Source organism: Pannonibacter phragmitetus (assembly GCF_050510895.1).
GTDB classification, from domain to species: domain Bacteria; phylum Pseudomonadota; class Alphaproteobacteria; order Rhizobiales; family Stappiaceae; genus Pannonibacter; species Pannonibacter phragmitetus_B.
Genome location: NZ_JBNINT010000001.1, coordinates 1733024 through 1759847, shown reverse-complemented (window position 1 = coordinate 1759847; position 26824 = coordinate 1733024). Strand labels below are relative to the sequence as shown.

The window sequence follows — 26824 nt, the reverse complement described above, 5'->3', positions numbered from 1 at the left end:
GATGGACAGGCTGATCAGTATTTTCCGGCTGGGACTGAAGGAACTGCAGAGCCTGCGGCGTGATCCGGTGCTGCTGATCCTCATTCTATGGGCCTTCAGCGCCGGGGTCTATATGGCCGCCGACGGCATGCGCTCGGACCTCAACAACGTCGCCGTTGCCGTGGTCGATGAAGACCGCTCTCCCCTGTCGCGGCAGCTCATCGACACCCTTCGCCCGCCCGAATTCCGCAGGCCCGAACTGATCAGTTTCGCAGAGATAGACCGCGGCCTCGACACGCAGGCCTATTCCTTCGTGCTGGTCATTCCGGACCGTTTCGAGGCCAATGTGGTGCGCGGCAACACCCCGAAGATCCTGCTCAACATCGATGCCACAGCGATGATGCAGGCCGGCACAGGCGCCAATCACATTGCCCAGGCCTTTGCCCAGGAAATAGCCCGCTATCAACACGGCCGGGGCATTGCGGCGGCGGCCATGCCGGTTGACCTCATCATCCGCTATGCCTTCAATCCGAACCTCACCAGTTCCTGGTTCGCCGCCATCATGGAGATCATCAACAACATCACCATGCTGACCGTGGTTCTGACCGGAGCTGCGGTGATGCGCGAGCGCGAGCATGGCACGCTGGAGCATCTGCTCTCCATGCCGCTGACGCCCTTCGAGATCATGATGGCCAAGGTCTGGGCCAACGGCATGGTCATTCTCGTGGTGGCAGGACTGTCACTGAAAATCGTGATCGAGCAGCTTCTGGACGTGCCCGTTGCGGGATCTGTAGCCCTGTTCCTGAGCGGCACCGCCCTCTATCTCTTCTTTGCGTCGGCTCTGGGAATCCTGCTGGGCACCATCGCCCGCTCGATGCCGCAATTCGGGCTGCTGTTCATCCTCACCATCTTGCCGATGAACCTGCTGTCCGGCGGTGAAACCCCGATTGAAAGCCAGCCGCTGATGCTGCGCACGCTCATGAGCGCAGTGCCCTCCACCCAGTTCGTCAGCATGGCACAGGCCGTGCTCTACCGGGGGGCAGATTTCTGGATCGTCTGGCCCAAATTCGTGGCCATGACTCTCCGTTGGCCTCATCCTCTTCACGGTCGCGGCGATCCGCTTCCGTAAGTCGATTGCGGCAGCACATTAACAACAAAGGTGGTCGCCCCGGACGAAGCGAAGCGGAGATCTGGGGTCCACTCGCTCGCTGAGCGCGAGCCGTTGTCACAGGAAAACGCCGCAAGGCCTTTCGCCCGCCCACCGCTCTGGAAACGAGTAGGCCCCGGCACGCGCTACGCTTGGCCGGGGCGACGGCTGAACTTCACCCGGACGCCTGACGCATCCGGGCCTTCCTTGATATCCCTTGCCCAAACCCGTCAGCGGCTGGAACGCATCACCTGCACGTCAAGATCACGGATCTTCTTGCGCAGGGTGTTGCGGTTGACACCGAGAAGTTCTGCCGCCTTGATCTGGTTGCCCCGCGTGGCGGCAAGGGCGGCGCTGATCAGCGGATATTCCACCTCACGCAGGATCCGGTGATAGAGGCCGGGGGCGGCAGAGCATCACCGAAGTTGGCGAAATAGGTGTTGAGATAGCGCTCCACAGCCTGGCCGAGATTGATCTCGCCGGTGGGCTCCTCGATGGCGCTGGTGACAGCGGGCGTGCTCAGCTCCTGCTCGATCAGCCCCTCGCCTATCACATCCTGCGGATAGAGAGCAGCCAGACGCCGGACGAGGTTTTCAAGCTCACGCACGTTGCCTGGCCAGCGGTAGCGGCGCAGCAGGTTCATGGCGGCCTGGTCGATCTGCTTGGCCGGCAGGCCTTCCTTCTCGGCCAGTGCAAAGAAGTGGCGTACCAGATCCGGAATGTCCTCCACGCGCTCGCGCAGCGGCGGGAGGCGGATGGGCACCACGTTGAGGCGGAAGAACAGGTCCTCGCGGAACAGGCCCTGATTGATCAGCTGGCGCAGGTCCTTGTTGGTGGCAGCGACGATCCGCACATCCGTTTTGATGGGCGTGCGCCCGCCGACGGTGGTGTATTCGCCCTGCTGCAGCACGCGCAGAAGCCGGGTCTGGGCCTCCATCGGCATGTCGCCGATTTCATCCAGGAACAGCGTGCCTCCATCGGCTTGCTCGAACCGGCCGGACGAGCGGGCCTGCGCGCCGGTAAAGGCGCCCTTCTCGTGGCCGAAAAGCTCTGCCTCGATCAGGTCACGCGGGATGGCGGCCATGTTGATCGCCACAAACGGGCCATTGCGGCGCTTGCCGTAGTCATGCAGCGCCCGGGCTACCAGTTCCTTGCCGGTGCCGCTCTCGCCGTTGATCATGACCGTCAGGTCAGTCTGCATCAGGCGCGCCAGCACCCGGTAGATTTCCTGCATGGCAGGCGAACGCCCGACCAGCGGAATGGCCTCGCCCATGTCGTCCATCTCCGCCGGCCGGCGGGATTTGGGCTCTTCGAGCGCGCGGGCGATGATGCCAGTCAGCTCCTTGAGATCGAAGGGCTTGGGCAAATACTCATAAGCGCCCTTCTCCGAGGCGCGGATCGCCGTCATGAAGGTGTTCTGGGCACTCATGACGATGACCGGCAGGTCCGGCCGCAGCTTCTTGATGCGCGGCAGAACGTCGAAGATGTTCTCGTCCGGCATCACCACATCGGTGACCACAAGATCACCGTCGCCGGAACTGACCCAGCGCCACAAGGTGGCCGCGTTGGACGTCAGGCGGACGGTATAGCCGGCCCGGGACAGGGCCTGATTGAGCACGGTGCGGATGGCGGCATCGTCGTCTGCAACAAGAATGGTGCCGGTCGGCATGGTCAGGCGGTCCTGTCGCTGGAGGTGGTTTCAGGTTCGGTGAAGGCGGGCATCAGGATGCGGAATACGGTGCGCCGGGGTGCGCTGTCGCATTCGATGAAGCCGCCATGATCGCTGATCATCTTTGCCACCAATGCCAAGCCAAGGCCGGAGCCGTTGGTCTTGGTGGTGATGAAGGGCTCGAAGATATGCGGCATCAGGTCTTCCGGCACACCGGGACCGTTGTCCTTGACGCAGAACTCCAGCGGCAGGCTGACCTTGTCCGAAGTGCCGGGCACCGACAGGCGCACACCGGGACGGAAGGCAGTGGTGATGCGGATCTCGCCGTCAGGATCATCGCCGATGGCTTCGCAGGCATTCTTCACCAGATTGAGGAACACCTGAATCAACTGGTCGCGGTTCGCATAGACCGGAGGAAGCGAAGGGTCATATTCCTCGATGATGCGCTTGCCGCGTCCGAAACCGGTATCGGCCAGCCGCTTCACATGGTCCAGCACCACGTGGATGTTCACCGGTTCACGTTCGATCGGGCGCTCGTCGGAAAAGACTTCCATACGGTCCACGAGTTTCACGATCCGGTCGGTCTCATCCATGATAAGGCGCGTCAGCGCCCGGTCTTCTTCGCTGGCGGACTGTTCCAGCAGCTGCGCCGCGCCCCGGATACCGGACAGCGGATTCTTGATTTCATGCGCCAGCATGGCGGCAAGGCCGGTGACCGTCCGTGCTGCACCACGGGAGGTGAGCTGGCGGTCGATCTTCTCCGCCATGCCCCTTTCCTGGAACATCAGCACCACTGCACCGGGCCGCTCAGCCACCGGCGCTGCGTGAATGTCCACCACCCGTTCGGCGCCGATGCGCGGAGACCCGATGTCCACCTTGTATTCGTTGACCGGCGCCCCGCGCTCGCGCACCTGCTCGATCAGGGTCAGCAGCGGGCTGCCGAAGGGCACGAAGTAGTCAATCGTGTGCCGCCGCAGGAAGGATACGGATGAGCGCAGGAAGATTTCGGCCGCCATGTTGGCGGCCTCGATCACTCCATCAGGAGCGACCAGAAGTACGGGGTGTGGCAAGGAGTCCAGAATGGTCGGGCCATCGGTGGCGAGAGCCTCGGTGCGTCCTTCCACGGATTTCGCAGACGATCCTGTCATGCGGCGCTCCGTTGGGGTTGATCAGAAAACCAAGTGCGGACAAGCCGCGTGACTGTGGCAGGGCTGTCGCTGGTCAGGATTTCCTGACGCAGGGCGGCGGGAACATCGGCGGTCTGGTCCAGATACCAGCCCAGATGCTTGCGTGCGATGCGACGGCCCAGCTCCAGCCCGTATAGGGCGATGAGGGCGTCGTAATGTTCGAGAGCCAGATCACCGAGAGCATTCCCCTCAGGTGCAGGCTGCGGGTCTGCGCCATTGAGATGAGCGCCAATCTGTCCCGGCAGCCAGGGCCGCCCATAGGCGCCGCGGCCCACCATGACGCCATCGGCGCCAGACTGTTCCAGCATCTTTTCAGCCGCTTCGATGGACACACAGTCGCCATTGGCGATGACGGGAATGCTGACCGCCTCCGTTACGGCACGGATGGCCTGCCAGTCGGCCGCGCCCTTGTAAAACTGGTTGCGGGTGCGGCCATGCACGGTGACGAGCTGCACGCCCGCATCCTGCGCACGGCGCGCCAGCTCCGGCGCATTCATGCAGTCCCGGTCCCAGCCAAGGCGCATCTTCAGTGTCACCGGGACGGAAACGGCACCGACGGTCGCCTCTACCAGCGTCAGAGCATGATCAAGATCGCGCATCAAGGCAGAGCCTGAATAGCCGGTGGTAACGCGCTTGGCCGGGCAGCCCATATTGATGTCGATGATGGCAGCGCCCGCAGATCTCGGCGATACGGGCCGCTTCCGCCATCCAGTGCGGCTCGCGGCCAGCCAGCTGCACCACATGCAGATCCAGCCCCTCGCCTTCCGCCCGCGTTTGGGTTTCAGCATCACCTTCCACCAGCTGCTCGCAGGCGACCATCTCGGAGACCACAAGCCCCGCACCGAAGCGCGCGGCCAGCTTGCGGAAGGGCAGATCCGACACGCCGGACATGGGCGCAAGGAAGGCCCGGTTCGCCAAAACATGCGGACCGATCTTCAGAGAACTCTCAAAACGTGCAGCTGCAGGTGTGCTCATATCGTGTGCATATCTCGATTTGCCTACACATTAGACATTTTTTGCATTGCGGCAAGGGAGAAGTTGTAACAGCTTCTGAAATTAGGGTTGAGAACCCACCCTTAAAACCCTTAAGAGACAGGCACGAAAGGTCACCTGCCTCAAAACTGTCCACATGCGGAGGCTGGCGGTCCTGATTGCCCCGGCGCATGAGGCGGCGCCACCAGCGGAAACCCTAGATGACGCGCAAGACATCTGCCCTGATCGTCGCTGCCGGACGCGGAACGCGTCTCGCCGATCCACAGGACAGGTGCCCCAAGCAGTATCTCGCCCTCGACGACCGGCCCATGCTGGCCTGGACGCTGGAGGCCATTCTGCAAAGCCCGCATGTGGCCGATGCGCTTGTTGTGATCCATGCCGATGATGGCGGCCTCTATGAAGCATCGCTGGCGGCAGTGCAACCGGCCATGCGCGAAAGAATTCTGCCGCCCGCCATTGGCGGCGCCACACGGCAGGCATCCGTTCACGCCGGTCTTGAGGCGCTCGCCTGCAGGCCGGAAGAGCATCTTCCCGCGCATGTCCTGGTGCATGATGCTGCCCGCCCCTTCCTGATGGCCGTCACACTTGAACGCATGACAGCTGCCCTTCAGGCTGGAGAGCAGGCCGTGCTTGCCGCCCTGCCCGTGCATGACACGCTGAAACGCGCCGGGCCGGATGGCTATGCCACCGGAACCGTGGACCGCAGCGGTCTGTGGGCTGCCCAGACGCCACAAGGCTTTGCTTTCGAGCCTCTGCTTGCAGCACATAGAAGAGCCGCCGCTTTGGGACAGGACCATTTCACCGACGACACCTCACTGGCCGAATGGGCTGGCCTGCGCGTGCAATTGGTGGAGGGTGCGGCCGAGACCTTCAAGGTAACAACCCGCGCGGACCTCGACCGGGCGCGCGCCATGGCCGTGCTTTTGCGCCGGCCTTGAAATGAGTCAGGAGTCAGCATGAAGCCTTGGTCTGAATTGCCGGATATCCGCGTTGGCAACGGCTACGACGTGCATGCTTTTGAAGACGGTGACGCGGTCATTCTTGGCGGAATTGCCATTCCCTTCCACAAGCGCCTCAAGGGCCACTCTGATGCGGACGTGGCGCTGCATGCGCTGACCGATGCTATTCTCGGCGCCATCGCAGACAAGGATATCGGCGGCCATTTTCCGCCCTCCGACCCTCAATGGAAGGGAGCGTCCTCGGACAAGTTCCTGCAGCACGCCCTGTCTCTGGTGGCCGCACGTGGCGGGAGGGTTGCGCATCTGGATGTGACCATCGTGTGTGAGGCCCCCAAGATCGGCCCCGTGCGCGAAGAAATGCGCCGCAGCATCGCCGCCATCTGCTCCCTGCCGGCCGAACGGGTGTCCGTCAAAGCCACCACGTCGGAAGAGCTCGGCTTCACCGGGCGACGCGAGGGCATTGCAGCCCTTGCCACAGCAACGGTCCGCCTGCCAGACTTGGGCGACTGAAGACCGGCAACAGAGAGACCTGTCATGACTGACCTGACGCATCTGCGCCCGCAGGCGGAAGCACTTGTCCTGAAGCTGAAGGGCAAGGGGCTGATGATGACAGCGGCCGAATCCTGCACTGGCGGTCTTGTTTGCGCGCTGATTACCGAAATCCCCGGATCTTCCACCGTTCTGGACCGGGGTTTCGTCACCTATTCCAACGAAGCGAAAATGGAGATGCTGGGGGTTCCGGCGGCAGTCCTTGGCCGCGTGGGCGCGGTCAGCGAAGAGACGGCGCGGGCGATGGCGGAAGGGGCCTTGTCTCATTCACGCGCAGATGTGTCCGTCTCGATTACGGGAATCGCCGGTCCTGGTGGAGGCTCGGCGGAAAAGCCTGTCGGACTGGTTCATTTTGCTGCCGCAGGCAAAGGCAAGCAGACACGGCATCTGGCGTGCCAGTTCGGTGATCGGGGGCGCGACGGCATCCGCGCACTATCGGCAGCAACAGCACTGGAGCTTCTGTCAAATTTGATCGACTGACAGAAGGGAATATCAAGGCGGCCTCACTATAACATGGCACTTGTGCTGAGCCTGCGCCTCTGCTGGCCCGGCGCTGGCAACGGGGCAGGTTGTTATGCGCATATCGATTTTTCTTGCGGGAGCTCTTGCATCCCTTCTTCCGGCACAAGCCGAAGAAGTAGTGAAAGCGGGAGATTTCTATCTCATCTCACGGCAAGCTGATGGCACCTTTCACGGCAGCCATCAGGTTCTTGAAGAACAGGCCGACGGCTATGTTGCAGTGGCCTACTGCGGCCGCAAGGTATGGGTCCGGCCCAAATCGGTAGCCTGGAGCCTGATAGAAGTTGAAAACAAGCGCCTTGTAAGACTGGAGTACAGCAACGGACGCGGCTGGGTCGAGGTCTGTGCCAAGGCGGAGAATCACGTCTCAATGGCGGACATTGGCAGCGACGAGGACCCGCTGGTCGTCAGCAATGAAGGTTCGTCCAGCGCGCCTCCTCCAGGCAGCAAGTTGTCCAGGATCAGCGAAGCCTTTGCCAATAAGTCCGGCGGCAAGGCAAGGGGCACCTACCATCAGCAGTAACACGCACTTCCACGGCCAGATTCCTGCTTTCGCACAGCCGCCGCAAGGCTGACGCAGGATTGACTTGATATTGCCTCCTTTGCAGGCAAAACTTCTAGTCGTAAAAGTGACAGGCAGGTCGGCGCAACCTGCACGCGACCATAGGCCTGCTCAACACATGGATCTGTGCCTTGGCAACCCTTGCTGGTGTTCTTCTGGCCGTCATTATTGCCGTTAGCCTGTCGCCGGTTACGGCATTCGCCCAGGCTGCAACACAAACGGCTGGGCAGTCGCAATCAGGCGAGTTTCACATTATTTCACGAGACCATGGCCGTTTCCGAGGCAGCCACGTGGTGCTTCGCCGGGAACATCAGGGCTTTGTAGCTGTGGAATATTGCGGCTCCAAGTTCTGGGTCCGTCCAACCACCGTTGCCTGGACTCAAAAAGAGGCTGACGACGGCTTTGAACTCAATCTGGAGAGCAACGCCAACGGCCGCTGGCAGGCGGTTTGCCGCAATCCGCAAGAGCAGGTGAAGATTGAAGATTTGAACCTGCCAGCCCACGTGGAGCGGGGCTTGACGGGTGATCCGGCTCCTCCACGGGAGTTCAGGTTCCAGGAAATACGGCGCGCCTTTACCGGGCGGTAAGCTGAACCCCGGCCTTGCGGCCATAGACCTCGTCAGCCCGCTCCTCGAAAGCGGCTGCAAACTTGCGGAAAGCCATGTCGAACATGGCGCCCATCAAGGCTGCGAACGTCCGGCTCTTGAAGTCATAGGAAATGAAGAAACCGACACTGCAGCCCCCTGCTCGCGCGGCTGAAAGGTCCACCTGTTCTCCAGATGCTGGAACGGCCCATCCAGATACTCCACGAGAATCTGGTTCTTTGGCCTGTCCAGAACCACGCGGCTGGTGAAGGTTTCCTTGAACAGCTTGTAGGCGACTGTCATGTCAGCCACCAGAACCTCGCGCGTTTCGTCCAGCGGCTTGCGGCCACGGATCACGAGGCTTTGGCAAAGAGGCACAAACTGGGGATATTTCTCCACATCGGCAACAAGGTCGAACATGTCGCTGGCGCTGTGGGCCACGTCCCGGCTCGATTCAAATGACGGCATGTAAGTCTCTTCAAGCGCCCGGCAGCCCGTGTTGAGCCGCCGGCGCTGTTTCTTGTGTCAATGGCCCAGCTTTGCTGCGCGCGCGGCCCTCAAGTCGGCAAAGTCCTCACCCGCGTGATGGGAGGAGCGGGTCAGGGGCTGGCCGAAACCTTCAGGAAGCCCTTGGCATAGGCGATCTTCTCATAGGCCTTGAACTCCTCCGGCGTGACGAAGGACAGCACAGGATGGTGCTTCTTCGAAGGCTGGAGGTACTGGCCGATGGTGAGGAAATCCACGTCCGCCGTCCGCAGGTCGTCCATCAGCTGGAGCACTTCATTGCGCTCCTCGCCGAGGCCAACCATGATGCCGGACTTCGTGAACATGGTAGGGTCGAGTTCCTTCACCCGCTGCAGCAGGCGGATGGAGTGGAAGTAGCGGGCGCCAGGGCGCACCTTGAGATACTTCGACGGAACCGTTTCCAGATTGTGGTTGAACACATCCGGCTTCGCCTTCACGACGATCTCCAGCGCGCCGTCCTTGCGCAGGAAGTCGGGCGTCAGAACCTCGATCGTGGTCTTCGGCGCCTTTGCGCGGATCGCAGCGATCACATCGGCAAAATGGTTTGCACCGCCGTCATCCAGATCATCCCGGTCTACCGAGGTGATCACGACATGCTGCAACCCCATGGTCGCAACTGCCGTGGCGATGCCTTCCGGCTCGTTCTTGTCTACGGCTCCCGGCATGCCGGTGCGCACGTTACAGAAGGCGCAGGCGCGGGTGCAGGTGTCGCCGAGGATCATGAAGCTCGCATGCTTCTTTGACCAGCACTCACCGATATTCGGGCAGCCAGCCTCCTCGCACACGGTGACGAGCTTGTTCTCGCGCACCACCTGATGGGTCTCGCGGTAAACCGGCGACGTTGGCGCCTTGACGCGAATCCAGGCAGGTTTGCGGGCGACCGGATTGTCGGGCCGGTGGGCCTTTTCCGGATGCCGGGGCTTCGCATCGTCTGAGCTCTGAACGGGAGCCGGACGGTTCAGGGTGTCGAGGATCGTTACCATGGCATCCAAATGTCGTGAGCAGCGCCGAAGGTCAAGTGCCTCATTGCCGCGGTGTCATGCGTTTTAGGAAGATCCGCTCAGCGCAGCAAAGCGGGCGGCCATTTCAGGCGAAAGCGAACGGGATTTACGGGTGGCTTCATCCATCTGCACCACCACGGACACAGCCCGCGCCACACAGGCTCCATTCTGGAACAGAGCCTGCTCCAGCGTGATGGAACTGCGGCCAACCGCCTTGACCCGCGTACCGGTCACGACCGTACCAGGCCATGTGACTTCGGCCAGGAAATCCAGCTCCAGCCGGGCGATGACGAAGGCAGCACCTTCGTCCACAAGGCTTCGCTGCGATGTGCCCGCACCATAAAGCGCCTCGACACGTCCGGTCTCAAGAAATGTGGAGAAGACGGCATTGTTGACATGGCCCTGACGGTCCGTGTCGCCATAGCGCAGCTTGTCCTCGCTGTGCAGCGGAAAGTCGCTCAGACTTGGCAGTTCGCCCCGCATCATGCCCCTACCCCAGGATGTTATCGGTTCTCGAGATCAGCGCCCTCTGATCTTGCGCCATATGAAGAGGAACAGAACGGCACCAACCGTCGAAACAACCAGCTGATCGATAAAGCCGCCAGTGAGATTGAGCCGCAGAATTTCCGCGAGCTTTCCGCCGACCAGCGCGCCGATCAGTCCCACGACGAGCGAGCCGAAGAAGCCGCCGCGGCTGTCCAGTACCCTGTGGGCGATGGCGCCAGCCAGAAGCCCGATGATGATCCAGAAAATCATACGCTCTGCCTCCCGTGCTTCCGGCACTGCTGCCGGAAGCGGTCAGATCCTGTGGTCCGTGTGGCGTTCACGCCAGTATCCGGGCGACGAAAACCACAACGACCGCACCAATGGCAGCCACGGCGATCTCGTTGGCTATGGCATTGCCCAGGTTCAGCGAAAACCCGAAGTAATGCATCAGAAAGCCGCCAACGACTGCACCGGCAAGACCGGTCAGAATGTAACGGATCAGCCCGCCGCCACCTGTAATGAAGCTGGCAATCCACCCGGCTACAAGGCCAATCAGGGCCCAGATGATCACGGTCTCAAGCGTCATTTTTTGCAGTCTCCTCATTGATGTACTGCCCTAACAACACTGAAGACACCGCCGAAGTTCCGCAAGAGGTTCCGTGTGGCTGAAATGCCAAGAGGGCCGCACCTCTTTGCGAAGGGCGGCCCTGAAGGACTTTGCGTCAGGCGTTCAGAGCCCGCCCGTAGGCGTCCAGAACGCTTTCCTTCATCATCTCCGACAGCGTCGGATGCGGGAAGACCGTGTGCATCAGGTCTTCCTCGGTGGTCTCGAGGTTCATCGCCACCACGAAGCCCTGAATCAGCTCGGTCACTTCCGTGCCAACCATGTGGGCGCCCAGGAGCTCGCCGGTCTTCTTGTCGAAGATGGTCTTGATGAGACCGTTGTCCTCACCCAGAGCAATCGCCTTGCCGTTGGCGGCAAAGGAGAAGCGGCCGACGCGAATGTCGCGGCCCTGCTCCTTGGCCTTGGCTTCGGTCAGGCCAACAGAAGCGACCTGCGGGTTACAGTAGGTGCAGCCCGGGATCTTGCCCTTGTCCATGGCGTGAACGCCCGGCAGGCCTGCGATTTTTTCGATGCAGACGACGCCTTCATGCTCGGCCTTGTGGGCGAGCATCGGCGGGCCGGCCACGTCGCCAATGGCATAAAGCCCCGGAACGTTGGTCTTGCCATAGCCGTCGATGACGACGCAGCCACGGTCGGTCTTCACGCCAAGCGCCTCAAGCCCGAGGTTCTCGATGTTGCCCTGCACGCCGACTGCGGAAATCAGACGGTCAGCGGTGATCTGTGTCACCTTGCCATCCTTGGTTTCAACATGGGCGGTGATGGAATTGGCGCCCTTCTCGACCTTGGCAACCTTGGCCTCGGTCATGATCTTCATGCCGCGCTTTTCCAGCGCCTTGCGGGCGATGGCGGAGATTTCGGCATCTTCCACCGGCATGATCTGGGACATGACTTCAACAACGGTCACGTCTACGCCCATGGAGCGGTAGAAGGAGGCAAATTCGATGCCGATGGCGCCCGAGCCCATCACGACCAGCGACTTCGGCATAAAGTCCGGCTTCATCGCCTCGAAATAGGTCCAGATCAGCTTGCCATCCGGCTCGATGCCGGGCAGCGCACGCGGACGGGCGCCAGTGGCAATGATGATGTGCTTGGCCGTGTAGGTGCCTTCACCCTTCACGCCCTTGGGCGTGGGGTGCTGCGGCTCGACGGCGGGCTTGGACGACTTGCCGACCACGACTTCACCCGGCTTGGTGAGCTTGGCTTCACCCCAGATGACGTCGATCTTGTTCTTCTTCATCAGGAAGCCGACACCGCCGTTGAGGCGGGCCGAAACGCCGCGCGAACGGGCAACCACGTCCTTGATGTCGGCAGTCATCTTGCCTTCCAGCTTCAGCCCGTAGGACTTGGCATGGTTGGCGTGATCGAGAATTTCAGCGGAGCGCAGCAGCGCCTTGGTCGGAATACAGCCCCAGTTGAGGCAGATGCCGCCCAGATGCTCGCGCTCGACAATGGCAGTCTTGAAGCCGAGCTGGGCCGCACGGATCGCGGTCACATAACCGCCGGGGCCCGACCCGATGATGAGGACGTCATAGCTATCGGCCATGGAAGTTCCCTCGCCTTTGTTTCGCAAGAATGTCGCGTTCTGTTTTCAAGACAGAAAGGCCCCGGACCTGCCGGGGCCTCGCTGAGGGGCACTCAGACCAGCATGCTCATCGGGTTCTCGATGTAGCCCTTGAAGGCGCCGAGAAGTTCCGCGCCCAGAGCTCCGTCCACGCAGCGGTGGTCGGTCGAGAGCGTTACCGTCATGACAGTGGCCACTGACAGTGTGCCATTCTTGACGACGGGACGCTGCTCGCCCGCACCGACCGCCAGAATGGTGGCATGCGGCGGGTTGACCACGGCCGAGAAGCTCTTCACGCCCATCATGCCCATGTTGGACACGGCGGTGGTGCCGCCCTGGTACTCTTCCGGCTTCAGCTTGCGGTCCTTGGCTCGCTGACCCAGGTCCTTCATCTCGTTGGAGATGGTGGACAGGGCCTTCTGCTCGGCGCTGCGGATGATCGGGGTGATCAGGCCGCCCGGGATCGACACGGCAACGCCGACATCGGCGTGCTTGTGCTTGACCATGGCATCGTCCGTCCAGGAGACGTTCGCATCCGGCACATCGCGCAGGGCCAGAGCCATGGCCTTGATGACCATGTCATTGACCGAGAGCTTGTAGGCCGCCTTGCCGTCCTTGGACTTCGGCGCAGCATCGTTGAGCTGGGTGCGCAGGGCCAGAAGCGCGTCGAGTTCGCAGTCCACCGACACGTAGAAGTGCGGGATCGTCTGCTTGGACTCGGTGAGACGCTTGGCAATGGTCTTGCGCATGCCGTCGTGCGGCACCAGCTCGTAAGAGCCTTCGGCGAAGAGCTTGAGCACCTGCTCCTTGGAGGGACCTGCGGGCGCAGCAGCAGCAGCGGCCTTCGGAGCCTCGGCGGTGGCAGCAGCAGCAGCAGGAGCTGCCTTGCCTGTGCCAGCCTTCAGAGCGGCCTCAATGTCGCGCTGGACGATACGGCCATGCGGGCCAGAGCCTGCGATGGCCTTGAGGTCCAGACCGTTCTGCGACGCCAGACGGCGGGCGAGCGGCGAGGCAAAGATGCGTTCGCCAGATGCGCTGACCGGAGCCGGACCGGCAGATGCCGGTGCAGCAGCGGCCGGAGCCGGAGCAGCGGCAGCTTCGGCCTTGGCCGGAGCGGATTCCGCCTTGGCAGGCGCGGCAGCAGGCGCTGCCGAGACAGCCGAAGCGTCCTCGTCTTCCCCGGCGAGCACGGCGATCAGGCTGTTGACCTTCACGCCCTGCGTGCCAGCAGCGACGACGATCTTTGCGACCGTGCCTTCGTCCACGGCTTCCACTTCCATGGTCGCCTTGTCGGTTTCGATCTCGGCGATCACGTCGCCGGGAGAAACCTTGTCACCTTCCTTCACCAGCCACTTGGCCAGGTTGCCCTCTTCCATGGTGGGAGAGAGGGCCGGCATTGTGATGTTGATCGGCATTGCGGCCTCCCTCGCCTCAGTCCCTGTAGGTGACAGCCTTCACGGCGTCGATGACTTCCTTGACAGACGGCAGGGCCAGCTTTTCAAGGTTTGCGGCATAGGGCATCGGAACGTCCTTGCCGGTCACGCGCAGGATCGGGGCATCGAGGAAGTCGAAGGCCTTTTCCTGAACCTGATAGCCGATTTCCGAAGAAACCGAGCAGACCGGGAAGGCTTCTTCCACCGTGACGCAGCGGCCCGTCTTGCGGACGGAGGCGAGCACCGTGTCGATGTCGAGCGGACGGATGGTGCGCAGGTTCACGACTTCCGCCGAGATGCCCTGTGCTGCCAGTTCGTCCACGGCCTTCATGACGTAGGTCATGCCGATACCCCAGGAGACGATGGTCACATCCGTGCCGGCACGCTCGATCTTTGCCTTGCCGATCGGCAGGACGAAATCATCAACCTTCGGAACCTCGAAGGACTGGCCGTAGAGGATCTCGTTTTCAAGGAAGATGACCGGGTTCGGGTCGCGGATGGCCGCCTTCAGCAGGCCCTTGGCATCGGCAGCCGACCAGGGCTGGATGACCTTCAGGCCCGGAATGTGGGCATACCAGGAGGCATAGTCCTGGCTGTGCTGTGCACCCACGCGGGCCGCAGCGCCGTTCGGGCCACGGAACACGATCGGAGCGCCAAGCTGGCCGCCGGACATGTAGAGCGTCTTGGCGGCGGAGTTGATGATGTGGTCAATCGCCTGCATGGCGAAGTTGAACGTCATGAACTCGACGATGGGCTTCAGGCCCGTCATCGCCGCACCCGTGGCAAGACCGGCAAAGCCGTGCTCGGTGATCGGCGTGTCGATGACGCGCTTGGCTCCGAACTCGTCCAGAAGACCCTGCGTGATCTTGTAAGCGCCCTGGTATTCGGCAACTTCCTCACCCATGATGAAGATGTCGCCGTCGCGGCGCATTTCCTCAGCCATGGCGTCACGCAGCGCTTCGCGCACGGTCATGGACACCATTTCGGTGCCAGCCGGAGCGTCACTGTCGGCAGTGCCGGACGTGACGGGCTGGGCAGGAACCGGCGCAGCAGCAGCCGGAGCCGCTGTTTCGGCAGGTGCCGGAGCCGGTGCAGCAGCCGGAGCCTGTGCAGCAGCCGGAGCCAAAGCACTGGTATCAATCGCAGAAGCATCTTCGTCTTCGCCCAGAAGAACGGCGATCTTCGTGTTGACCTTGACGTTCTCGGTACCTTCGGCCACCAGGATCTTGCCCATGGTGCCTTCGTCCACGGCTTCCACTTCCATGGTTGCCTTGTCGGTCTCGATTTCGGCGATCACGTCGCCAGACTTCACGCTGTCGCCTTCGGCCTTGAGCCACTTGGACAGCTTGCCCTCTTCCATGGTCGGCGAGAGAGCCGGCATCAGAATATCGATCGGCATGTATTCCCCCGGCCTTAAAGCAGAATGTCGGTGTAGAGCTCGGACACATCCGGCTCCGGATCGTTCTGCGCAAACTCTGCGGCTTCGGCAACAATGGCGCGAACGTCCTTGTCGAGGCCCTTGAGGTCATCCTCGGAGGCCCAGCCGTTCTCAAGCAGACGCGAACGGACCTGCTCGATCGGGTCGTGTTCGCCACGCATCCGGTCGACTTCTTCCTTGGAGCGGTACTTCGCCGGGTCGGACATGGAGTGACCGCGGTAGCGGTAGGTCACCATTTCCAGAATGAACGGGCCATTGCCTTCACGGCACCACGCAAGCGCACGCTCTGAGGCTGCCTTCACGGCGCGCACGTCCATGCCGTCCACCTGTTCGCCCGGAATGCCGAAGGAGGCACCGCGCTGGGACAGGTCGGTGTTGGCCGAAGCGCGGTTGACGCTCGTGCCCATACCGTACTTGTTGTTCTCGATCACATACACGACCGGCAGCTTCCACAGCTGGGCCATGTTGAAGCTTTCGTAGACCTGACCCTGGTTGGATGCACCGTCACCGAAGAAGGCCATGGCGACGTTGCCGTTGCCACGGTACTTGTTGGCAAAGCCAAGGCCGGTGCCGAGCGCGACCTGCGCACCGACGATGCCGTGACCGCCATAGAAGTGCTTCTCCTTGGAGAACATGTGCATGGAACCGCCCTTGCCCTTCGACAGGCCGCCACGGCGGCCGGTCAGCTCGGCCATGACGCCCTTCGGATCAAGGTCCATGGCCAGCATGTGGCCGTGGTCGCGGTAACCGGTGATCATCTGGTCACCATCCACCTTGGCCATCTGCATGCCGACGACGACAGCTTCCTGCCCAATATAAAGGTGGCAGAACCCGCCGATGAGACCCATGCCATAAAGCTGGCCGGCCTTTTCCTCGAAGCGGCGAATCAGGAGCATTTCACGGTAGGCGTGAAGCTCTTCGTCTTTTGTGAATTTTGCGATGGCGGCAGCAGAATTGCCCGCACCACCCTGACCGGTCGCGCCCTTCGCGCGTGCACCGGCGGAAGATTGTTTTGTAGCGGCCATGTCCCTCGTCTCTGCGTGGCGTTTCCCCTAGACAGCAAGCGGAAGGTAACCGCTTGCCGTTGTCAATCCAAGAGGTTGAGTGCAGCGCGGTAATACTGACCAACCCGCTGAAATGATTTGACTTTTATCACTTAACCAGATTTCGGTTATTTTTGCGATATAAACCGATTTTCAGTTACCTGACGGCAACAGAGCTGCTGCGCATGATGATCAGCTCATCTGCCTGCACCACATTGAGGATAACGCGGGCGCGCTCATCGACCATATCCGGATCAAGGCTTTCCGGGCGCAGAAGCGCCACACGCGTGGCCAGATGCTCACGCGCAGACTTGATGTCCGCCAGCTCCGCCTCAAGCTGAGCCACCTGACGGTCCAGACGCTCGCGCCCGGCCATGCCAAATTCGCCATTCACCGCATGAAAGGCGAAATAGCCAAGCACAGCAACAGATGCGACCGGGATGACGAGACTGCCAAGAAAGGACTTCTTGCGCTGACGGGTGGTTGCGGGCACTTATCGACCTACTGGACACGTGGGGTCTGAAACTCTTCGCAGTGTGCCGGGACTCGCTTAACAGAGTCTTGCCCAAATGTGGCGGCTCTCAGGAATTCTGTTGTTGCGGCGGGGTTTGCACAACAGGCTGAAAGAAAAGCAGAAGGTTCCGGCTTGTACGGGTGAAGGCCTGGCGCTTCGTCCTGCGCCATTCCCAACTCCCCTTTTTGCAACCAGAGCCTTGCCTCTCAGGCCGCAGCCTTTCCGCCTCCGGCCAGCTTTGCAAGCTTTGACATGATGACAGCTGTGCCTTTCAAGCGGTCTTCAGCCCTCTCCCAGTCGCGTGACAGCACCACCTTCTGATCCGGGCGGATCTTGGCCAGCACGCCCTGCTCGGCGATGTAGCCGACAAGCCCCGCCGGATTGGCGAACTCGCTGTTCCTGAACGAGATGACGATCCCCTTCGGCCCCGAATCCACCTTCTCAACATTGGCCTTGCGGCAAAGGCCCTTGATGAAGACGATCTTCAGCAGGTGCTGCACTTCTTCCGGCAGCGGGCCAAAGCGGTCGATCATTTCTGCGCCGAAAGCGTCGATTTCCTGCGCTTCGGTCAGATCGGCCAGACGCCGGTAAAGCGACAGGCGCAGGTTGAGGTCCGGCACATAGTCTTCCGGGATGAGAACCGGCGTGCCCACATTGATCTGTGGCGACCACTGGTCTTCACCCAGATCATTGCCGCCATCCTTGAGCTGAGCCACCGCCTCTTCCAGCATCTGCTGATACAGCTCGTAGCCCACTTCCTTGATATGGCCTGACTGTTCCTCGCCCAGCAGATTCCCGCACCACGAATGTCGAGGTCGTGGCTGGCCAACTGGAAGCCGGCGCCAAGATTTTCCAGCGACTGCAGCACCTTGAGGCGGCGCTCCGCCGTTGCCGTCAGCTTGCCGGCCGCAGGCACGGTGAAGAGTGCATAGGCACGGGTCTTGGAGCGGCCCACGCGGCCACGGATCTGGTAAAGCTGGGCGAGGCCGAACATGTCGGCCCGGTGCACGATCAGCGTGTTGGCGGTCGGGATATCAAGGCCCGACTCCACGATGGTGGTGGACAGCAGCACATCGTACTTGCCCTCGTAGAAGGCATTCATCACGTCTTCCAGCTGCCCCGCCGCCATCTGGCCATGGGCAATCGCAACCTTCACTTCCGGCACGCTTTCGGCGAGGAACTCCGCCCGTTCCGCAAGGTCGGATACACGCGGGCAGACATAGAAGCTCTGGCCGCCGCGGTAATGCTCGCGCAGCAGCGCCTCGCGCACCACCAGCGGGTCGAGCGGCGATATGAAGGTGCGCACGGCGAGGCGATCCACCGGCGGCGTTGCGATCAGCGACAACTCGCGCAGGCCCGTCAGTGCCTGCTGCAGGGTGCGCGGAATGGGAGTGGCCGAAAGCGTCAGCACATGCACGTCAGACTTCAGCTCCTTCAGCCGCTCCTTGTGCTTCACGCCGAAATGCTGCTCTTCGTCGATGATGAGGAGCCCCAGATCACGGAATTTGACGCCCGTGCCGAGCAGCGCATGGGTGCCGACAACGATGTCGACCGAGCCATCCTCCAGACCCTTTTTCGTGGCCGAAAGCTCCTTCGGGCTAACGAGGCGCGAGGCATGGGCGACGTTGACCGGCAGGCCATGGAAGCGCGTCGAAAAGGTGCGGAAATGCTGGCGGGCAAGGAGCGTCGTCGGCACCACCACGGCAACCTGACGCCCGGACATGGCCGCAACAAAGGCCGCACGCAGGGCCACTTCTGTCTTGCCGAAGCCCACGTCGCCGCAGACCAGCCGGTCCATCGGGCGGCCCGAAGACAGGTCCTCGAACACCGCATCAATCGCGGTCAGCTGGTCTTCCGTTTCGTCATAGGGGAAGCGGGTGGCGAACTCGTCATAGACGCCTTCCGGCGTCTCGATTACGGGTGCGGTCTTCAGGGCACGGGCGGCAGCGGTCTTGATCAGGCCATCGGCAATCTCAAGGATGCGCTTCTTCATGCGCGCCTTGCGCGCCTGCCAGGCCCCGCCGCCCAGCTTGTCGAGCTGAACATCGGTTTCTTCCGAGCCGTAGCGCGTCAGAAGCTCGATGTTTTCGACCGGCAGATACAGCTTGTCGCCGCCGTGATACTGCAGTTCCAGGCAGTCATGCGGCGCACCAAGCGCCTCGATGGTCTTGAGGCCAATAAAGCGGCCGATACCGTGGTCCACGTGGACGACGAGATCGCCTTCCGACAGGCTGGTGGCCTCGGTGAGGACATTCGCCCCTTGGCCTTGCGCCGCCCCTTGCGCACCAGCCGGTCACCCAGAATGTCCTGCTCGGAGATGAAGACCAGCCGGTCCACCTCGAAGCCCGTATCAAGTCCGAGAAGGCTGAGCGCCACGGTGCGTGGCGGCAGGGCCTGCATGTTGGCGAAAGTGTCGGCGGGCGCGGCTAGCTCCAGCCCGTGATCGAACAGGATCTGCCCCAGCCGGTCCCGCGAGCCTTCACTCCAGCAGGACAGAACGACACGGCGTTCTTCGGCGACCAGCGCCCGCACATGGCGGACAAGCGCATCGAAGATGTTCACATCGCCAGCGGCGCGCTCAGCGGCAAAGTTACGGCCCTGGCGGCCAGCAAAATCCACCACCTGACGGCCCGAGCCTGGTGGCGGCGTAAACACATCCATCTGGCAGCTGGCGGCATCGGCAAGACGCGATGTCCATTCCTCCGGCGCCAGATAGAGCCCGCCGGTTTCCACCGGCATATAGGGCACGGAACCGGCCAGATGGCCGTTGTCGAGCGCGTCCTTGCGGGCGGCGTAGTGCTCGGCGACCTGATCCAGCCGCTCGCGCAGGGCATCGGGTGCGCGGGAATCGAGGACGAGCGGTACCCCCTCCACATAATCGAACAGGGTTTCCAGCGTCTCGTGGAACAGCGGCAGCCAGTGCTCCATGCCGGCATAGCGGCGGCCTTCACTGACTGACTGGTAGAGAATATCCTCGCGCCGCGCCGCGCCGAAACGGCCGATATAGTTGCGGCGGAAGCGCGAGATCGCCTCTTCCGTCAGCACCACCTCGCTCATCGGCACCAGATCCAGCCGCTTCACCGGCGCGGTGGTGCGCTGGGTCTCAGGATCAAAGGCGCGCACGGTCTCCAGCGTATCGCCAAAGAAGTCGAGACGGACGGGAGCTTCCGCGCCCGGCGCGAAGAGATCGAGAATGCCGCCACGCACTGCGTATTCGCCGGTCTCACGCACGGTCGGCGTGCGGGAAAAGCCGTTCAACTCCAGCCAGGCTGCAATGGAGGTGAGATCCGCCCTCGTGCCTGCGCTCAACGAAAAGGTCTGGCCTGCCACCCAGCGGCGCTCGGGCAGACGCTGCACGGCGGCGTTAACGGTCGTGACCAGCACCTTCCGGCCAGAACCTTCCAAGCCCCTCGCCAGCTCACCCAGCACCAGCAGGCGCCGGGCGCTGATAGCAGGGTTCGGCGACACACGGTCATAGGGCAGACAGTCCCAGGCGGGCAGCGACAGGGCTTCCACATCGGGCGCAAAGAAGCTCAGCGCCTCGATCAGCCCCTGCGCCCGCGTGGCATCACGGGCGACAAAGACGGCACAAAGCCCCTGCTTCGGCCCTTCGTCCAGAATGCGTGCAAGCGCCAGCGCCTCGGCTCCATCCGGCACGCTGGCCAGCGTGATGTTGCCCTTGTCGCGGAGAAGGCTCTCGAACACGGTTCTTATCCCTGAAATGCTGTGCCACGCGCAAAAGCGCGTCTGTGGACTGACGATCCGTCCGGATCAGGCAGTGCGGCTGGAGGTGATGTTGTGGAAGGCAAGCATGCGCCGGTAGAGCGGGCGGTCCCATTCTGCCGGAACGGGCTTGCTGCCGGTGATCCAGGCAAAGAGATCCTGATCGTTGACGTTGATCAGCTCTTCCATCTCGTCGAGTTCAGCCGCAGTTAGCTTGTCGAGCTCGGATTGGGCAAAGCCGCCGAACAGAAGGTCCATCTCCTTCATGCCCCGGTGCCAGGTGCGGAACAGGATGCGCTTCTTGCGGTGGGTCAGGGCATCATCCTGTGCTGCCGCCGTATCTGGACTTTTGCCGCTCATCATCTCTCTCCGCATCGCTTGGCTTGCGCCGTCCTGACGCCTGCAGCCGGAGCGCGGGAATTCCGCGTCCAGCGCAAACGGGACAGCACATCATCCGTGCTATATAGCGCCGCAAACCGGCTCTGTCAGGTCAAGGTTTTGGGGTGCATGTCCTGAAGGTTCAAGAGGTTTCATTGCCCTTGCCGCCAGACCATGCCAAAACGCGGCATCGGTGTTGCGGATTCCTGTGCCATGCGTCCTTCTCTTCTCGATCCCCTGTTTGCTCCGGTTTCGGTGCTGCCCGGCATCGGCCCGAAGATTGCAAAGCTGCTGGATGGGCTGACCGGCAGCACGCCGGGGCGTGAGGCCAGCGTTCTCGATCTGCTGTTTCACCTGCCGCACGGCGTGATCGACCGCCGCCGCCGGCCGGGAATCGCACACTCGGAGAATGGCGAAATCGCAACGCTGGACGTGGTGGTGGAGCGGCACTTGCCCTCGCCGCGCAACGGCAAGGCGCCCTATCGCATCATCGCCAGAGATCCGACCGGCGAAATCGCGCTTGTCTTTTTCCACGCCCACCGCGACTGGCTGGAGAAAACCTTGCCCATTGGTGGGCGGCGGATCATCTCGGGCAAGGTGGAATGGTTCAACGAGCGCCCGCAGATGGTGCATCCGGATTATGTGCTGACGCCCGAAGAGGCCGAAACCATGCCGGATGTGGAGCCGGTCTATCCAATGACCGCCGGCCTTGCCTCGCGCACCCTGCTGAAGGCCATTGCCGCAGGACTTGGCCGTCTTCCGGAAATGCCGGACTGGCTTGATCCTGAATTTGCCGCCCGTAAGGGATGGCCGGATTTCGACGAGGCGCTGGCACGTCTGCACCGGCCGGAAAAGGCGGGCGACCTTGGCCCCGAATCCCCCTTTCGCGCCCGCCTAGCTTATGACGAATATCTCGCCAACCAGCTCGCATTGGCTCTGGTTCGTGCCACCATGCGCAAACTGGATGGTGCCCCGCGCATTGCAAAGGGCGTTCTGAAGGCGAAGATCCTCGCTGCCCTGCCCTTCACCCTCACCGATGGCCAGACGCAGGCGGTTGCCGAAATCGAGGCGGATCTTGCGAGCCCGCACCGCATGCTGCGGCTGGTGCAAGGTGACGTGGGTGCGGGCAAGACCATCGTCGCCCTGCTGGCCATGGCCGCCGTGATCGAATCCGGCGCCCAGGCGGCCATGATGGCGCCAACCGAAATTCTCGCCCGCCAGCATTTCGCCTCCATGGCCCCGCTCTGCGAGGCCGCCGGCATCCGCATCGCCCTGCTGACAGGGCGCGACAGTGCCAAGACGCGGCGTGAGACGCAGGCCGGACTGCTGGAGGGCAGTATTGATCTGGTCGTTGGCACCCACGCACTGTTTCAGGGCTCCGTCGAGTTCCAGAACCTTGGCATTACGGTGGTGGACGAGCAGCACCGCTTCGGCGTGCATCAGCGCCTTGCTCTCTCATCAAAGGGCAAGGGCGTCGATGTGCTGGTGATGACGGCAACACCGATCCCGCGCACGCTGGTGCTGACCTATTTCGGCGATATGGATGTCTCCCGGCTCATCGGCAAGCCAGCAGGGCGCAAGCCCATCACCACCGTCTCCGTATCGCTGGAGCGCATGGGCGAGATGGTGGCGCGCATCAAGGCAGCGGTGGCCGAGGGACAGAAGGTCTATTGGGTCTGCCCGCTGGTGGAGGAATCCGAGAAGGTTGACCTTGCCGCCGTCGAGGACCGGCACCGGCATCTGTCGCAGGAACTGAAACTGCCCGTCGCCCTCGTCCATGGCCGCATGAGCGCCGAGGAAAAGGATGTGGCGATGACCGCCTTCAAGGAAGGCCATGCCCGCGTTCTCGTCGCCACCACAGTGATCGAAGTCGGCGTTGACGTGCCCGATGCCACGATCATGGTGATCGAGCACGCCGAACGCTTCGGCCTCGCCCAGCTGCACCAGCTGCGCGGGCGCGTCGGGCGCGGCGACAGGCCATCGTCCTGCGTGCTGCTGTACAAGGGACCGCTGGGCGAAACCTCCGCCGCCCGCCTTGCAGTGATGCGCGAGACCAACGATGGCTTCCTCATCGCCGAGGAAGACCTGCGCCTGCGCGGCGAAGGCGAAATTCTTGGCACCCGCCAGTCCGGCGCACCCGGCTTCCGCCTTGCTGGCGAAGAGGCGCGGCCAGACCTGATGGAGACCGCCCGCGACGATGCCCGCCTGATCCTTGAAACCGACCCGGAGCTGAAAGGTCCGCGCGGACAGGCCCTGCGCACCCTGCTCTACCTCTTTTCCCGCGACGAAGCGATCCGCCTGCTGCGGGCGGGCTGAGTTTCACTCAGGCTTTTAGTCCTTTGGCTGTAAGGAACCTGCCGGCAAAGCCTCTGCGATCTGCGGATGCTCAGGCGTGATAAGACCAGCCGAGATGATCAGTTTGGCCGCATCCTCCACGGTCATGGAGAGCTCGATCACATCCTTGCGCGGCAGATAGAGCAGGAATCCGGAGGTCGGATTCGGCGTGGTCGGCAGGAACACTGCGAGATAGTCTGCAGTTTCCCCGCCTGGAAGCTTCTGCGCCACCTCTCCCTTCGCAGAAGTCGCCACAAACACGATCGCATACAGGCCCGGACGCGGATATTCGATCAGCGCAGCCTTCTTGAAACTCGCCCCTTTTTCATCAAGCACTGTCTCAAAAATTTGCTTCAAGCCATTATAAAGATTGCGAACAAGTGGCATGCGAGACACAACACGTTCGCCGTAGCCGATGAGTGTCCGGCCCAGAAAGTTGGCGGCGACAAAACCGGTCAAAGACAGCACCGTAAAGGCGATGATAAGGCCGACACCGGGCACGGGGAATGGCAGATAGGTGTCGGGATTGTAGGCAGGCGGCAAAGCAGGTTTCACGAGCCCATCCACCCACTGGATGAAAGACCATGTCAGCCAGAGCGTAATGCCAACAGGCCCTGCAATCACGAGTCCCGCCAGAAAGGAGTTGCGCAGCCTTGCACCAAAGCCCTTGTGCGCCCGCGATTGCATGTCCTGCTGCGGGGATGGTGTAACGGCTGGATCTTCCATGCGCGACGGTCTCCTGACTTGCCGTGAATTCGGCCTTCCCTATTTGACCAGAGGGGCGTAAACCGGATTGCAGAACTCCGGTTTCAGCCTCTGGCCCGTATATCGTGCCGAACATCTTAGGCTAAAAACGGACGCTGGAGAGATGATTTGCGGCGTACAGCATACCGGATTGCGGGAATTTTATGTGTCATCCTCGGAGTGATCGGCGCCATCCTGCCGGTCATGCCGGGCACGATCTTCTTCATCCTCGCCGCCGCCATGTTTGCCAAATCCTCGCCGGAACTCGAGGCTCAGATCCTGGCGCACCCCTCCATCGGGCCGCAGGTGATTGCCTGGCGTGAGCATGGGGTTATCCCGCCGCGTGCGAAACTCTACGCAACTGGAGGCATGGCCTTTGGCTACGGCATGTTCTGGCTTGGCGCACACCCCGGCTGGCCGCTTGCCCTTGGCGTATTGGCCTTCATGGCAGCCTGCGCCGCCTATGTGCTGTCCCGGCCGTCCTATCCGCAAAGCTGACTAGACCAAACCGAACAAATCAGTTCAGAAAAACATCTGAACTGATTGTTTTATAATATCATTCATCGCAAATCAGACGCTTGCCAAGCTCCACAACCTCGTCAGGGCTGTAGCCGATCTGATCATAAAATCCGAGCACGGCTTCATTGCCGGTCCGCACCAGAAGATTGATCTTCGGGCACCCGCGTTCCACCAGCAGCGCTTCGCCATGTTCCATCAGCAGCCGGGCGTAGCCCTTGCCCCGATGAGCCGGATGAACGCTCAGATAATTCACAGAGCCCCGGTGCCCGTCATAGCCGAACATGGCACTGCCGATGATGGCATTGCCCAGCCGCATCACAATGAAGCCCCAGGGGCTGTCCGCGACCTTCCGGTCAATATCCTTATCTGGATCGTTCCAGGCCCTTGTCAGGCCGCACTCTCCCCACAGGGTGACCACGCGGTGGCGGTCACCCTCAGTGAAGGTATCGATGACAGGCTTGGGGCTAGTGATCATTCCACCGTAACCGACTTGGCAAGGTTACGCGGCTGATCCACATCCGTACCCATGAACACGGCCACGTGATAGGCAATCATCTGCGTCGGAATGGCGTAGATGATCGGCGCAACGATGCCGGACAGCTCGGGCATCACCACCTGCTCATTGGCCGCAAGGCCGGAAGCCGCCGCGCCCTTTTCATCGGTGATGAGCAGGATCTTGCCGCCGCGTGCCGCCACTTCCTGCATGTTGGAGACGGTCTTCTCATAGATCGCGTCATGCGGGGCAATGACGATCACCGGCATGTTTTCGTCAATCAGCGCGATAGGCCCGTGCTTCAGCTCACCAGCGGCATAGCCTTCAGCGTGGATGTAGGACAGTTCCTTGAGCTTAAGCGCCCCTTCCAGCGCCAGCGGGAAGCTGGTGCTGCGGCCGAGATACAGAACGTCAGAAGCCCGTGACAGAGCGGGAGCCAGCTTCTCGATGCGCGGTTCGAGCCCAAGCGCCTGCACAGCCAGTCCGGGGTTTCCGCCAGAGCTCCAACCAGTTCAGCCTCTTCCGCTTCGCTGATGAAGCCGCGCTGGCGGCCAGCAGTGATCGCAAGCGACGCCAGAACCGCCAGCTGACAGGTGAAGGCCTTGGTGGAAGCAACGCCGATCTCCGGACCTGCAACGGTCGGGAACACGACATCAGCTTCACGGGCAATGGTCGATTCCGGCACGTTGACGATGGCGCCGATGGTCAGGCCTTCCTGCTTGCAATAGCGCAGCGAGGCAAGCGTATCTGCCGTTTCGCCGGACTGGGAGATGAACAGCGCCATCTCGCCCTTCGACACCGGCAGTTCGCGGTAACGGAACTCTGACGCCACGTCGATTTCCACCGGCAGGCGGGCATATTTCTCGAACCAGTATTTGCCGACAAGGCCCGCGTAATAGGCCGTGCCGCAGGCAGACATGACCAGCCGGGTCAGACCGCTGAAATCCACGTTCATGCCTTCCGGCAGGCGCACCTTGCGGGCGCTCAGATCCAGATAGCGCGACAGAGTGTGGCCGATCACTTCCGGCTGTTCGTGAATTTCCTTGGCCATGAAGTGGCGGTAATTGCCCTTGTCGATCATGGCAGCGCCAACAGATGACTTGCTTTCCGCCCGCACGACAGGCGCATTCTGGCGGTCGAAAATGGCCAGGCTGTCACGGGTCAGGACGGCCCAGTCACCTTCTTCCAGATAAGTGATCCGGTCGGTAAAGGGTGCCAGCGCGATGGCGTCCGACCCCAGGAACATTTCGCCCTCACCATGACCAACGGCCAGCGGGGAGCCGCGCCTCGCGCCGATCAGAAGGTTTTCCTCGCCCTCAAACAGGAACGCGAGCGCAAAGGCTCCGCGCAGGCGTGGCAAAACCGAGGCCACCGCGTCTTTCGCTGCAAGCCCCTCATCCATGGCGGCATTGACCAGCAGCGCGACCACTTCCGTGTCCGTATCGGTCACCGGATGATAGTCCTTGGCAACCGCCTCGGCGCGCAGTTCCTGGTAGTTCTCGATGATCCCGTTATGCACGACGGCAACGCCACCGCTCTGGTGCGGATGCGCATTGGAGACGGTCGGTGCGCCATGGGTTGCCCAACGGGTGTGGCCGATGCCAATGACGCCAGGCAGCGGTGTCTTTTCCAGCACGGCTTCCAGATTGCGCAGCTTGCCTTCCGCACGGCGGCGGGTGACGATGCCGTTCTCCAGCGTGGCAATGCCGGCCGAGTCATAGCCCCGGTACTCAAGGCGCTTCAGCGCATCCACGAGACGCGGAGCAACGCCGCTCTGGCTGACGATACCGATGATGCCGCACATGAAAATGAATCCCTTTGAAACGATCTGACCCGCCTCCCATAGACGAGACGGGCCA

At 62.0% G+C, this 26824-nt stretch carries 18 protein-coding genes and 7 pseudogenes; 7 read left to right on the top strand and 18 right to left on the bottom strand.

What is annotated here, in order from left to right; all coding sequences use genetic code 11:
• Position 1: 1 nt before the first annotated feature.
• Positions 2-1108 (top strand): ABC transporter permease, encoded by a 1107-nt coding sequence (locus tag ACQB61_RS08260; RefSeq protein ID WP_430512240.1) that lies wholly within the window; start codon positions 2-4, stop codon positions 1106-1108.
• Between the two features lie 248 nt (positions 1109-1356).
• On the opposite strand, the pseudogene ntrC reads toward ACQB61_RS08260, so the two are convergent.
• The 3 genes and pseudogenes from ntrC to dusB all read right to left on the bottom strand — a co-directional run bounded on the left by ntrC (position 1357) and on the right by dusB (position 4957).
• Positions 1357-2795: pseudogene (gene ntrC, locus ACQB61_RS08255) on the bottom strand (nitrogen regulation protein NR(I)).
• Between the two features lie 2 nt (positions 2796-2797).
• On the bottom strand, positions 2798-3943 hold the full coding sequence (locus tag ACQB61_RS08250) for a two-component system sensor histidine kinase NtrB (protein WP_430512239.1): 1146 nt from the start codon (positions 3941-3943) through the stop codon (positions 2798-2800).
• Positions 3940-4957, bottom strand: a pseudogene (gene dusB / locus ACQB61_RS08245) (tRNA dihydrouridine synthase DusB). Before dusB ends, ACQB61_RS08250 begins: the two are co-directional and overlap by 4 nt.
• A 218-nt stretch (positions 4958-5175) precedes the next feature.
• Between dusB and ACQB61_RS08240 the strand changes: the two are divergent.
• From ACQB61_RS08240 to ACQB61_RS08225, 4 genes and pseudogenes are all read left to right on the top strand, one after another.
• Positions 5176-6444: pseudogene (locus ACQB61_RS08240) on the top strand (bifunctional 2-C-methyl-D-erythritol 4-phosphate cytidylyltransferase/2-C-methyl-D-erythritol 2,4-cyclodiphosphate synthase).
• Positions 6445-6468: 24 nt separating this feature from the next.
• Positions 6469-6963: a CinA family protein gene (locus ACQB61_RS08235; RefSeq protein ID WP_430512238.1), complete on the top strand. Its 495-nt coding sequence runs from the start codon at positions 6469-6471 to the stop codon at positions 6961-6963.
• A 94-nt stretch (positions 6964-7057) separates the two neighbouring features.
• On the top strand, positions 7058-7525 hold the full coding sequence (locus ACQB61_RS08230; RefSeq protein WP_430512237.1) for a hypothetical protein: 468 nt from the start codon (positions 7058-7060) through the stop codon (positions 7523-7525).
• A 170-nt stretch (positions 7526-7695) separates the two neighbouring features.
• Positions 7696-8151 (top strand): hypothetical protein, encoded by a 456-nt coding sequence (locus ACQB61_RS08225; RefSeq protein WP_430512236.1) that lies wholly within the window; start codon positions 7696-7698, stop codon positions 8149-8151.
• Here the strand turns inward: ACQB61_RS08225 and ACQB61_RS08220 are convergent.
• The 12 genes and pseudogenes from ACQB61_RS08220 to ACQB61_RS08165 form a co-directional block, all read right to left on the bottom strand.
• Positions 8138-8616, bottom strand: a pseudogene (locus ACQB61_RS08220) (type II toxin-antitoxin system RatA family toxin). The gene ACQB61_RS08225 and the pseudogene ACQB61_RS08220 overlap by 14 nt on opposite strands.
• 57 nt (positions 8617-8673) lie before the next feature.
• Positions 8674-9656: pseudogene (lipA, locus tag ACQB61_RS08215) on the bottom strand (lipoyl synthase).
• Positions 9657-9719: 63 nt separating this feature from the next.
• Positions 9720-10160 (bottom strand): acyl-CoA thioesterase, encoded by a 441-nt coding sequence (locus ACQB61_RS08210; RefSeq protein ID WP_430512235.1) that lies wholly within the window; start codon positions 10158-10160, stop codon positions 9720-9722.
• A 33-nt stretch (positions 10161-10193) separates the two neighbouring features.
• On the bottom strand, positions 10194-10430 hold the full coding sequence (locus ACQB61_RS08205) for a GlsB/YeaQ/YmgE family stress response membrane protein (RefSeq protein WP_430512234.1): 237 nt from the start codon (positions 10428-10430) through the stop codon (positions 10194-10196).
• A 67-nt stretch (positions 10431-10497) separates the two neighbouring features.
• Positions 10498-10746, bottom strand: a complete 249-nt coding sequence (locus ACQB61_RS08200; protein WP_162544585.1) for a GlsB/YeaQ/YmgE family stress response membrane protein — start codon at positions 10744-10746, stop codon at positions 10498-10500.
• 136 nt (positions 10747-10882) lie between these two features.
• Positions 10883-12328 (bottom strand): dihydrolipoyl dehydrogenase, encoded by a 1446-nt coding sequence (lpdA, locus tag ACQB61_RS08195; RefSeq protein ID WP_430512233.1) that lies wholly within the window; start codon positions 12326-12328, stop codon positions 10883-10885.
• 92 nt (positions 12329-12420) lie between these two features.
• Positions 12421-13761: a pyruvate dehydrogenase complex dihydrolipoamide acetyltransferase gene (locus ACQB61_RS08190; RefSeq protein WP_430512232.1), complete on the bottom strand. Its 1341-nt coding sequence runs from the start codon at positions 13759-13761 to the stop codon at positions 12421-12423.
• A gap of 16 nt (positions 13762-13777) precedes the next feature.
• On the bottom strand, positions 13778-15178 hold the full coding sequence (locus ACQB61_RS08185; RefSeq protein WP_430512231.1) for a pyruvate dehydrogenase complex E1 component subunit beta: 1401 nt from the start codon (positions 15176-15178) through the stop codon (positions 13778-13780).
• A 14-nt stretch (positions 15179-15192) separates the two neighbouring features.
• Complete coding sequence (gene pdhA, locus ACQB61_RS08180) at positions 15193-16242, bottom strand: pyruvate dehydrogenase (acetyl-transferring) E1 component subunit alpha (RefSeq protein WP_430512230.1); 1050 nt, start codon at positions 16240-16242, stop codon at positions 15193-15195.
• Between the two features lie 175 nt (positions 16243-16417).
• Complete coding sequence (locus tag ACQB61_RS08175; RefSeq protein ID WP_430512229.1) at positions 16418-16753, bottom strand: FtsB family cell division protein; 336 nt, start codon at positions 16751-16753, stop codon at positions 16418-16420.
• Between the two features lie 227 nt (positions 16754-16980).
• Positions 16981-20479, bottom strand: a pseudogene (gene mfd, locus ACQB61_RS08170) (transcription-repair coupling factor).
• A gap of 66 nt (positions 20480-20545) precedes the next feature.
• Positions 20546-20857, bottom strand: a complete 312-nt coding sequence (locus ACQB61_RS08165; protein ID WP_430512228.1) for a succinate dehydrogenase assembly factor 2 — start codon at positions 20855-20857, stop codon at positions 20546-20548.
• 231 nt (positions 20858-21088) lie between these two features.
• Between ACQB61_RS08165 and recG the strand changes: the two genes are divergently transcribed.
• Positions 21089-23191, top strand: coding sequence for an ATP-dependent DNA helicase RecG (recG, locus tag ACQB61_RS08160; protein WP_430512227.1), 2103 nt, complete (start codon positions 21089-21091; stop codon positions 23189-23191).
• Between the two features lie 15 nt (positions 23192-23206).
• Here the strand turns inward: recG and ACQB61_RS08155 are convergent, their stop codons facing one another.
• A complete protein-coding gene (locus tag ACQB61_RS08155) occupies positions 23207-23896 on the bottom strand; it encodes a DUF502 domain-containing protein (RefSeq protein ID WP_430514327.1) in 690 nt (229 codons plus the stop codon).
• A 186-nt stretch (positions 23897-24082) separates the two neighbouring features.
• Here ACQB61_RS08155 and ACQB61_RS08150 point away from each other — a divergent pair, with 186 nt between their 5' ends.
• On the top strand, positions 24083-24451 hold the full coding sequence (locus ACQB61_RS08150; protein ID WP_430512226.1) for a YbaN family protein: 369 nt from the start codon (positions 24083-24085) through the stop codon (positions 24449-24451).
• A 58-nt stretch (positions 24452-24509) separates the two neighbouring features.
• Here ACQB61_RS08150 and ACQB61_RS08145 read toward each other — a convergent pair whose 3' ends face one another.
• Positions 24510-24947, bottom strand: coding sequence for a GNAT family acetyltransferase (locus ACQB61_RS08145; RefSeq protein ID WP_430512225.1), 438 nt, complete (start codon positions 24945-24947; stop codon positions 24510-24512).
• Positions 24944-26769 (bottom strand): annotated as a pseudogene (gene glmS, locus ACQB61_RS08140) (glutamine--fructose-6-phosphate transaminase (isomerizing)). The gene ACQB61_RS08145 and the pseudogene glmS overlap by 4 nt, the downstream one beginning before the upstream one ends.
• Positions 26770-26824 lie beyond the last annotated feature (55 nt).

Coding starts and splice junctions, on each gene's coding strand:
- ACQB61_RS08260 (WP_430512240.1), top strand. CDS start 2: ATGGACAGGCTGATCAGTATTTTCCGGCTGGGACTGAAGGAACTGCAG.
- recG (WP_430512227.1), top strand. CDS start 21,089: ATGCGTCCTTCTCTTCTCGATCCCCTGTTTGCTCCGGTTTCGGTGCTG.
- lpdA (WP_430512233.1), bottom strand. CDS start 12,328: ATGGCCGATAGCTATGACGTCCTCATCATCGGGTCGGGCCCCGGCGGT.
- ACQB61_RS08200 (WP_162544585.1), bottom strand. CDS start 10,746: ATGACGCTTGAGACCGTGATCATCTGGGCCCTGATTGGCCTTGTAGCC.
- ACQB61_RS08235 (WP_430512238.1), top strand. CDS start 6,469: ATGACTGACCTGACGCATCTGCGCCCGCAGGCGGAAGCACTTGTCCTG.
- ACQB61_RS08230 (WP_430512237.1), top strand. CDS start 7,058: ATGCGCATATCGATTTTTCTTGCGGGAGCTCTTGCATCCCTTCTTCCG.
- ACQB61_RS08155 (WP_430514327.1), bottom strand. CDS start 23,896: ATGCAATCGCGGGCGCACAAGGGCTTTGGTGCAAGGCTGCGCAACTCC.
- ACQB61_RS08210 (WP_430512235.1), bottom strand. CDS start 10,160: ATGATGCGGGGCGAACTGCCAAGTCTGAGCGACTTTCCGCTGCACAGC.
- ACQB61_RS08205 (WP_430512234.1), bottom strand. CDS start 10,430: ATGATTTTCTGGATCATCATCGGGCTTCTGGCTGGCGCCATCGCCCAC.
- ACQB61_RS08145 (WP_430512225.1), bottom strand. CDS start 24,947: ATGATCACTAGCCCCAAGCCTGTCATCGATACCTTCACTGAGGGTGAC.
- pdhA (WP_430512230.1), bottom strand. CDS start 16,242: ATGGCCGCTACAAAACAATCTTCCGCCGGTGCACGCGCGAAGGGCGCG.
- ACQB61_RS08190 (WP_430512232.1), bottom strand. CDS start 13,761: ATGCCGATCAACATCACAATGCCGGCCCTCTCTCCCACCATGGAAGAG.
- ACQB61_RS08165 (WP_430512228.1), bottom strand. CDS start 20,857: ATGAGCGGCAAAAGTCCAGATACGGCGGCAGCACAGGATGATGCCCTG.
- ACQB61_RS08185 (WP_430512231.1), bottom strand. CDS start 15,178: ATGCCGATCGATATTCTGATGCCGGCTCTCTCGCCGACCATGGAAGAG.
- ACQB61_RS08250 (WP_430512239.1), bottom strand. CDS start 3,943: ATGACAGGATCGTCTGCGAAATCCGTGGAAGGACGCACCGAGGCTCTC.